At 67.6% G+C, this 8,307-nt stretch carries 10 protein-coding genes; all 10 read left to right on the forward strand.

Annotated elements, in window-relative coordinates; genetic code table 11:
* The first annotated feature begins 44 nt into the window (after positions 1 to 44).
* Complete coding sequence (locus tag FE256_RS16725) at positions 45 to 482, forward strand: Cg1360 family ATP-synthase-associated protein (protein WP_354646077.1); 438 nt, start codon at positions 45 to 47, stop codon at positions 480 to 482.
* A gap of 210 nt (positions 483 to 692) precedes the next feature.
* Entirely contained in the window at positions 693 to 1,505 is an 813-nt protein-coding gene (gene atpB / locus FE256_RS16730) for a F0F1 ATP synthase subunit A (protein WP_138177942.1), read from the forward strand.
* 45 nt (positions 1,506 to 1,550) lie between these two features.
* The gene (gene atpE / locus FE256_RS16735) at positions 1,551 to 1,784 is read left to right on the forward strand and encodes a F0F1 ATP synthase subunit C (RefSeq protein WP_043360904.1); all 234 of its coding nucleotides are present in this window, start codon (positions 1,551 to 1,553) and stop codon (positions 1,782 to 1,784) included.
* 34 nt (positions 1,785 to 1,818) lie between these two features.
* Positions 1,819 to 2,379 carry a F0F1 ATP synthase subunit B gene (locus FE256_RS16740; protein ID WP_138177926.1) on the forward strand — a complete coding sequence of 187 codons (561 nt, stop codon included), beginning with the start codon at positions 1,819 to 1,821 and terminating at the stop codon, positions 2,377 to 2,379.
* Entirely contained in the window at positions 2,379 to 3,170 is a 792-nt protein-coding gene (locus tag FE256_RS16745; protein WP_138177928.1) for a F0F1 ATP synthase subunit delta, read from the forward strand. Before FE256_RS16740 ends, FE256_RS16745 begins: the two co-directional genes overlap by 1 nt.
* 61 nt (positions 3,171 to 3,231) lie before the next feature.
* The gene (gene atpA, locus FE256_RS16750) at positions 3,232 to 4,860 is read left to right on the forward strand and encodes a F0F1 ATP synthase subunit alpha (protein ID WP_138177930.1); all 1,629 of its coding nucleotides are present in this window, start codon (positions 3,232 to 3,234) and stop codon (positions 4,858 to 4,860) included.
* A gap of 24 nt (positions 4,861 to 4,884) precedes the next feature.
* Positions 4,885 to 5,784, forward strand: coding sequence for a F0F1 ATP synthase subunit gamma (locus tag FE256_RS16755; protein ID WP_138177932.1), 900 nt, complete (start codon positions 4,885 to 4,887; stop codon positions 5,782 to 5,784).
* 22 nt (positions 5,785 to 5,806) lie between these two features.
* Positions 5,807 to 7,255, forward strand: coding sequence for a F0F1 ATP synthase subunit beta (gene atpD, locus FE256_RS16760; protein WP_138177934.1), 1,449 nt, complete (start codon positions 5,807 to 5,809; stop codon positions 7,253 to 7,255).
* A gap of 1 nt (position 7,256) precedes the next feature.
* Positions 7,257 to 7,517: a F0F1 ATP synthase subunit epsilon gene (locus tag FE256_RS16765; protein WP_138177936.1), complete on the forward strand. Its 261-nt coding sequence runs from the start codon at positions 7,257 to 7,259 to the stop codon at positions 7,515 to 7,517.
* Positions 7,518 to 7,588: 71 nt separating this feature from the next.
* Positions 7,589 to 8,307 (forward strand): YaaA family protein (locus FE256_RS16770; protein ID WP_138177938.1); only part of this gene is annotated, 719 nt, incomplete at its 3' end.

Below are 8,307 nucleotides of genomic sequence, written 5' to 3' on the forward strand. Positions count from 1 at the left end.
CCGCTTCCCCCGCCGCCCGCCGCCCGCTCTCGAGTACCCCGATCCTGCGCACGGCCCTCGCCTGGGGCGGGATCGTGACGGCCGTCCTGCTCGTGGCCGGGGCCGTGATCGGTTTCGCCGTCGGCGGAGCCGGGGGGCTCGGCAGCGCGCTCTCCGGCGTCGCCGTCAGCGCCGTCTTCCTGGCGGTGACCGCAGCGAGCATCCTCATCGCCAACCGCTGGTTCGGAGATCCCCTCTACGTCCCGATCTTCTTCGGCATCGTGCTGGGCGGGTGGCTGCTCAAGCTCGTGCTGTTCATCGTCGCGATCGTCGTCCTGCGCGGTCAGGACTGGGTCGACCCCGTGGTGTTCTACGTCGCCCTCGTCGTGAGTGTCCTGGCATCCCTGGTCGTCGACGTGGTCGTCCTGTTGCGCATGCGGGTCCCGAGCGCGAGCGACGTGACGCTGCCGACCGACCCGGACGCGGGCGATTTCCGCGACTGAGTCCCCATAACCCGAGGTTCGCCGGCCGAGTGCACGTTAGTCCGGTGCCGAGACGATCGAGCGCCCGCACTCATGGATGAGCCGGGAGTTTGATAGGGTGGGGTAAGTACCCACCCGCGACCGGGACTCTTTCCCAGGCTCGCACTTCGGGTGCCATCACCGACCATCGTCGCAACGGTTCACACCGATGCCCCGAAGCTGGAGCCAGCGCTGTCCACTCAAGCTGCGACCCTGATCACGAACTTCGCGTCCGCGGGGGCTGAGTTCCACCCGCCGTCCATCAACGAGTTCTTCCCCGACGCGATCCTGTTCGAGGGCACGATCTTCGCGATCACTCGCATCAACCTGGTGCAGATGCTCGCGACCGCCGTCCTGGTGATCCTGCTCATCGTCGGCACGCGCCGGATGAAGGTCGTCCCGGGCCGCTTCCAGAGCGTCGTCGAGATGGGCCTGGACTTCGTCCGCGTCAACATCGCCGAGGACATCCTCGGACGCAAGGACGGCCGTCGCTTCCTCCCGATCCTCACCACGATCTTCTTCATGGTGCTGTTCATGAACATCACGGGTGTCATCCCGTTCCTGAACATCGCCGGGACGAGCGTCATCGCCGTCCCGCTGCTGCTGGCGATCGTGGCCTACGCGACCTTCATCTACGCCGGCATCAAGAAGAGCCCCGGCGGGTTCTTCAAGAACGCGCTGCTGCCCTCGGGCGTGCCGTGGCCGCTGTACATCATCATCGTGCCGCTGGAGTTCCTCTCCACCTTCATCATCCGGCCGATCACGCTGACGCTTCGTCTGCTGATGAACATGGTCGTCGGTCACCTGATGCTGGTGCTGTTCTTCTCCGCCACCCAGTTCTTCGTCGTCGGCCTCAGTGGCTGGTGGACGGCGCTGGGCGCGGGGTCGCTCGCCTTCGGCTTCGCCTTCACCCTGTTCGAAATCTTCGTCGCCTTCCTCCAGGCGTACGTCTTCGCGATCCTCACCGCGGTCTACATCCAGCTCGCGGTCGCAGAAGAGCACTGAGCGGCCCGGCGCACGCCGAGCCACCCAACCGAAAGGAAAAAACCCGTGGACGCAACTACGGTTCTCGCCCAGGTCACCGGTAACGTCGCCACGATCGGCTACGGCCTCGCGGCCATCGGCCCCGCCATCGGCGTGGGCATCGTCGTCGGCAAGACCATCGAGGGTGTCGCCCGTCAGCCCGAGCTCGCGGGCCGCCTGCAGGTCCTGATGTTCATCGGTATCGCCTTCACCGAGGCGCTCGCCTTCATCGGTATCGCGACCGGCTTCATCTTCACCTGATCCGGCCGCTCTCGACTCACTCAAAGGAGACAGGATGCTGAACGCTCTTGTCACACTCGCCGCGGAGCCCGCGGGCGAAGCGGCGAAGAACCCGCTGATCCCGGCGTGGTACGACATCATCTGGTCGGCCGTGTGCTTCGTCGTCATCATCTTCGTGGTGTGGCGCGTAGCCCTGCCGCGGATGGCGAAGCTCCTCGACGAGCGCAGTGCCGCCATCGAGGGCAACATCGCCAAGGCCGACGAGGCACAGCGCCAGGCCGAAGCCGCTCTCGAGCAGTACACCGCGCAGCTGGCCGAGGCCCGCAAGGAAGCCGGTGAGATCCGCGAGGCCGCCCGCGAGGACGGCAAGAAGATCGTCGCCGAGGCGAAGGATGCCGCGTCCACCGACGCTGCCCGCATCACCGCCGCCGCACACGCACAGATCGAGGCCGAGCGTCAGTCGACCCTCGTCGCCCTGCGCGCTGAGGTGGGTACGCTCGCCGTCGACCTCGCCGGCAACGTCATCGGGGAGACCCTCTCGGACGACGCGCGTGCGCAGGCCGTGGTGGATCGCTTCCTCGCCGAGCTCGAGGCATCCGAGAAGGCGGCCCAGTAATGGGCAGCGCGACCACTCAGGCGCGGACCGCGACGACCGAGGCGCTCACGTCGACGTCGGGCGTCGACCTCGACGTCGCCGGCGAACTCTTCGCGGCCGTCGGCGCCGTGAGCGGCTCGGCGCAGCTGAGCGGCGCGCTGTCCGATTCCTCGGCACCGGCCGCCGCCCGCGCTGCGCTCGTGACGGCGGTCTTCGGTGGCACGTACCGCGAGGTGACCGTCGCTCTGCTGCGCAGTGCGGCCGAGCAGCGCTGGTCGAACGCGGGTGAGTTCGTGGACGGCCTGGAGGAACTGGCCGTGCGCGCCGCCGCCGTCGCCGACCCGTCGGCGGACATCGAAGGCGAGCTGTTCCAGTTCTCCCGCACGGTGGCCTCGAACGGCGAGCTCGAACTGGCGTTGGGCGGTCGCCTCGGCGACGCGTCGGCCAAGAGCTCGCTCGTCTCGACGCTGCTCGACGGACGCGCGGGTGCCGCCACGGCCCTGATCGTCTCTTCGCTCGTGCAGAACGCGCACGGTCGCCGTGTCCGTGCGCTGCTGCGTCGCGCATCGGCGATCGTCGCCGATCAGCGTTCCAGCATCGTCGCGACCGTGTACGCCGCGACCCCGCTGAGCGCCGAGCAGCGGACGCGGCTCGAGAACGCGCTCAGCGCGCGTTACGGGTCGGCGGTCACCCTGAACACCGTGATCGACCCGACCGTGGTCGGTGGGCTGCGTGTGCAGGTCGCCGACGACGTCATCGACGCGAGCGTGTCCGCACGCCTCGCCGACCTGCGCCAGCGCATCGCAGGCTAAGACTTTCCCGCCCGAGCGGGTGGAGATCTGGGGGCTCGCGCCCCACGAACGAAGGAAGACAATGGCAGAACTCTCTATCAGCCCCGACGTCATCCGTGACGCGCTGAAGGACTTCGTCAACGCCTACGAGCCGACGGGCGCGGGTGCGACCGAGGTCGGCACCGTCGTCGACGCGGCCGACGGCATCGCCCACGTCGAGGGACTGCCCGGCGTCATGGCGAACGAACTCATCCGCTTCGCGAACGGCACCCTGGGCCTGGCCCAGAACCTCGACGAGCACGAGATCGGTGTCGTCGTCCTCGGCGAATTCTCCGGCATCGAGGAGGGCCAGAGCGTCACCCGCACCGGCGAGGTCCTCTCCGTCGGCGTCGGCGACGGCTACCTCGGCCGTGTCGTGGACCCGCTCGGCAACCCCATCGACGGTCTCGGCGAGATCGCGACCGAGGGTCGTCGTGCGCTCGAGCTGCAGGCGCCCGGCGTCATGCAGCGCAAGAGCGTGCACGAGCCGCTGCAGACCGGCATCAAGGCCATCGACGCGATGATCCCCGTCGGTCGCGGCCAGCGCCAGCTCATCATCGGCGACCGCCAGACCGGTAAGACGGCCATCGCGATCGACACGATCATCAACCAGAAGGCCAACTGGGAGTCGGGCGACGTCGACAAGCAGGTCCGCTGCATCTACGTCGCCATCGGTCAGAAGGGCTCGACGATCGCCTCGGTCAAGGGCGCCCTCGAGGACGCCGGCGCGATGGAGTACACCACCATCGTCGCGGCCCCCGCCTCCGACCCGGCCGGCTTCAAGTACCTCGCCCCCTACACGGGTTCCGCGATCGGCCAGCACTGGATGTACGGCGGCAAGCACGTCCTGATCATCTTCGACGACCTGTCGAAGCAGGCCGAGGCCTACCGCGCCGTGTCGCTCCTCCTCCGTCGCCCGCCGGGCCGCGAGGCGTACCCCGGTGACGTCTTCTACCTGCACTCGCGTCTGCTCGAGCGTTGCGCCAAGCTCTCCGACGAGCTGGGCGCGGGCTCGATGACGGGTCTGCCGATCATCGAGACGAAGGCCAACGACGTCTCGGCGTACATCCCGACCAACGTGATCTCGATCACCGACGGCCAGATCTTCCTCCAGTCCGACCTGTTCAACGCCAACCAGCGTCCCGCGGTCGACGTGGGTATCTCGGTTTCCCGCGTGGGTGGTGACGCCCAGGTCAAGTCGATCAAGAAGGTCTCCGGAACGCTGAAGCTCGAGCTCGCGCAGTACCGCTCGCTCGAGGCGTTCGCGATGTTCGCCAGCGACCTCGACGCGGCCTCGCGTCGTCAGCTCGCCCGCGGTGCGCGCCTGACCGAGCTGCTCAAGCAGCCGCAGTACTCGCCCTACCCGGTCGAGGAGCAGGTCGTCTCGATCTGGGCCGGCACCAACGGCAAGCTCGACACCATCGAGGTCTCCGACGTCCTGCGTTTCGAGCGCGAGCTGCTGGACTACCTGCGCCGCAACTCGACCGTGCTCGACACGCTGCGCGAGACCAACGCGCTGGGCGACGACACCGTCGCCGAGCTCGAGAAGAAGGTCGACGAGTTCATCCTCGAGTTCCAGCCGGGTGAGCAGAGTGCCGTGGGCACCGAGCAGGTCGAAGCCGCCGAGGCCGAAGACGTCAACCAGGAGCGAATCGTCAAGGGCCGTCGCTAACAGCGACGACACGAGAACGGAATCATGGGCGCACAACTGCGGGTCTACAAGCAGAAGATCAGTTCTGCTCAGACGACCAAGAAGATCACGAAGGCGATGGAGCTCATCGCGGCCTCGCGCATCCAGAAGGCGATGGCGCGTGTGCGCGCGGCATCGCCCTTCGCGCGGGCCGTCACGAGCGCTGTCTCCGCGGTGGCCACGCACTCCTCGATCGACCACCCCCTGACGACCGAGCGCGAGAACATCCGCCGCTCGGCCGTGGTGATCTTCACCTCCGACCGCGGCCTCGCCGGCGCGTTCAACTCCCAGATCCTCCGCGAGGGTCTGGAGTTGGCGGAGCTGCTGCGGTCGCAGGGCAAAGAGGTCGTGTTCTACCTCGTCGGGCGCAAGGCCGTCGGGTACTTCCAGTTCCGCCGCATGGCCAGCGCCGCGCAGTGGACGGGCGACACCGATACTCCGCAGTTCTCGACGGCGGAAGCGATTTCGGATGCCGTGCTCGAGGCCTACCGGGCCGGTGGCGAGAACGACGGCGTCGACGAGATCCACCTCGTGTACAACCGCTTCGTCAGCATGATGACGCAGTCGCCCGAGTCGATCCGTCTGCTCCCGCTCGAAGTCCTCGAAGCCGACGAAGCCCCGGCTCAGGCCGAGGTGTACCCGCTCTACGAGTTCGAGCCGGACGCCGAGACCGTGCTCGACGCACTCCTGCCGGTGTACGTCCAGAGCCGCATCTTCAACGCTCTCCTGCAGTCGTCGGCGGCCAAGCACGCCGCGACGCAGAAGGCGATGAAGTCGGCCAGCGACAACGCCGACAAGCTCATCACCGACTACACCCGCCTGCGCAACAACGCGCGTCAGGCGGAGATCACGCAGCAGATCGCCGAGATCGTCGGCGGCGCCGATGCTCTGTCATCCGGCAAGTAAGTTCCCAAGGAGAGAAGAAGCCATGAGCCTCACCGCCGAGAAGACCGACGCGGCTGTCGTCGGCCGCGTCGCGCGTGTCACCGGGCCCGTCGTCGACATCGAGTTCCCGCACGACGCGATCCCCGAGATCTACAACGCGCTCAAGACCACCATCACCATCGGTGACGACTCGACCGAGATCACGCTCGAGGTCGCCCAGCACCTCGGTGACGACCTCGTGCGCGCCATCTCGCTCAAGCCGACCGACGGCATGGTCCGCGGCCAGGAGGTGCGCGACACCGGCGGCCCGATCTCGGTCCCCGTCGGCGACGTGACCAAGGGCAAGGTGTTCGACGTCACCGGTGAGGTGCTCAACGCGGCACCCGGCGAGACGATCGAGGTCACCGAGCGCTGGGGCATCCACCGCAAGGCCCCGAGCTTCGACCAGCTCGAGTCCAAGACCGAGATGTTCGAGACCGGCATCAAGTCGATCGACCTCCTGACCCCCTACGTGCAGGGTGGAAAGATCGGTCTGTTCGGCGGCGCCGGCGTCGGCAAGACCGTCCTCATCCAGGAGATGATCCAGCGCGTCGCGCAGGACCACGGTGGTGTCTCCGTGTTCGCCGGTGTCGGCGAGCGCACCCGTGAGGGCAACGACCTCATCGGCGAGATGGAAGAGGCGGGTGTCTTCGACAAGACCGCCCTCGTGTTCGGCCAGATGGACGAGCCGCCGGGGACGCGTCTGCGCGTCGCCCTGTCGGCGCTCACGATGGCAGAGTACTTCCGCGACGTGCAGAAGCAGGACGTTCTGCTCTTCATCGACAACATCTTCCGCTTCACGCAGGCCGGTTCCGAGGTCTCGACGCTGCTCGGCCGCATGCCCTCCGCCGTGGGCTACCAGCCGAACCTCGCCGACGAGATGGGTGTGCTCCAGGAGCGCATCACCTCGACGCGCGGTCACTCGATCACGTCGCTCCAGGCGATCTACGTCCCCGCCGACGACTACACCGACCCGGCTCCGGCGACGACCTTCGCCCACCTGGATGCCACGACCGAGCTGTCCCGTGAGATCGCGTCGAAGGGTCTCTACCCGGCCATCGACCCGCTGACGTCGACGAGCCGCATCCTCGACCCGCGCTACATCGGTGAGGACCACTACCGCGTGGCCACCTCGGTGAAGCAGATCCTGCAGAAGAACAAGGAACTGCAGGAGATCATCGCGATCCTCGGTGTCGACGAGCTCTCCGAAGAGGACAAGATCGTCGTGTCGCGCGCACGTCGCATCCAGCAGTTCCTCTCGCAGAACACCTACATGGCCAAGAAGTTCACCGGTGTCGAGGGCTCCACGGTCCCGATCAAGGAGACGATCGAGTCCTTCGACGCGATCGTCAAGGGTGACTTCGACCACGTCGCCGAGCAGGCGTTCTTCAACGTCGGTGGCATCGCGGACGTCGAGGCCAAGTGGGCGCAGATCCAGAAGGAGAACGGCTGACATGCCGCTGCGCGTGAACCTCGTCTCGGCTGACGCCGAGGTCTGGACCGGTGAGGCGTCGCTCGTCGTCGCCAAGACGGTCGAAGGTGAGATCGGCTTCATGCAGGGGCACGAACCCGTGCTCGCGATCCTCGCCCAGGGCGAGGTGCGCATCACCGGTGTCGACGGCACGAAGACTCTCGCCAGCGCGCAGGACGGGTTCCTGTCGATGTCGGGAGACGAGTTGACGATCGTCGCCGGTCACGCTGCGCTGGTCTCCTGACACTCTCTCCTCTTCGACGCGCGTCGCCCGGTTCGCCGGGCGGCGCGCGTCGTTCGTTCCCCCGAGGTCGCATGCTCGTTCTCCTTCCTCCCTCCGAGACCAAACGCCCCGGCGGGCACGGAAAGCCCCTGGATGCCGCGAGTCTTGCCCTTCCGGCGCTGACCGCACCGCGTACCCGCGTGATCGATGCTCTCGTCGCGCTCAGTGCCGATGAAGAGTCTGCGGCGCGCGTCCTCAAGCTCAGTGCCCGGCGGCTCCACGAGGTCGCCGACAACGCCGCGCTGCGCTCCGCCGCGACGCTGCCCGCGGTGGACCGGTACACGGGCGTGCTGTTCGACGCCCTGGATGCGGGTTCTCTCGACGCTCCCGCGCGCGACTGGCTGGCGGCGCACGTCCTCATCCACTCAGCGCCGTTCGGTCCCGTCGGCGCCCTCGACGGCATCCCGGCGTATCGTCTGGCGGCCTCGACGTCGCTTCCGGGTCTTCCCTCGCTGCGACGGATCTGGGCGGATGCCGTCACCCGAGCCATCCGCGATGCCGCGCCGGACTTCGTCCTCGACGTGCGATCCGAGGCGTATGCGGCACTCGGCCCGGTACCCGTGGAAGTCGACAGCGCCTACGTGCGTGTGGTCGCGGAGGGCCCCGATGGAACCGTGCGTGCACTGAACCACTTCAACAAGAAGGCGAAAGGCGAGCTGGTCCGACGCCTGGCGCAGACCCGTGCCCGCATCGGCTCGCGGTCAGATCTCTACGACTGGGCTCGAGCGGCGGGTTTCGCGGTGGGGGAGGG

Source organism: Microbacterium sp. 5K110, assembly GCF_005774735.1.
Taxonomy (GTDB): domain Bacteria; phylum Actinomycetota; class Actinomycetes; order Actinomycetales; family Microbacteriaceae; genus Microbacterium.

Bases quoted from the DNA above. Each gene is read 5' to 3' on its own strand.
- FE256_RS16740 (WP_138177926.1), top strand. From the start codon at position 1,819: ATGCTGAACGCTCTTGTCACACTCGCCGCGGAGCCCGCGGGCGAAGCG.
- FE256_RS16745 (WP_138177928.1), top strand. From the start codon at position 2,379: ATGGGCAGCGCGACCACTCAGGCGCGGACCGCGACGACCGAGGCGCTC.
- atpA (WP_138177930.1), top strand. From the start codon at position 3,232: ATGGCAGAACTCTCTATCAGCCCCGACGTCATCCGTGACGCGCTGAAG.
- FE256_RS16755 (WP_138177932.1), top strand. From the start codon at position 4,885: ATGGGCGCACAACTGCGGGTCTACAAGCAGAAGATCAGTTCTGCTCAG.
- atpD (WP_138177934.1), top strand. From the start codon at position 5,807: ATGAGCCTCACCGCCGAGAAGACCGACGCGGCTGTCGTCGGCCGCGTC.
- FE256_RS16765 (WP_138177936.1), top strand. From the start codon at position 7,257: ATGCCGCTGCGCGTGAACCTCGTCTCGGCTGACGCCGAGGTCTGGACC.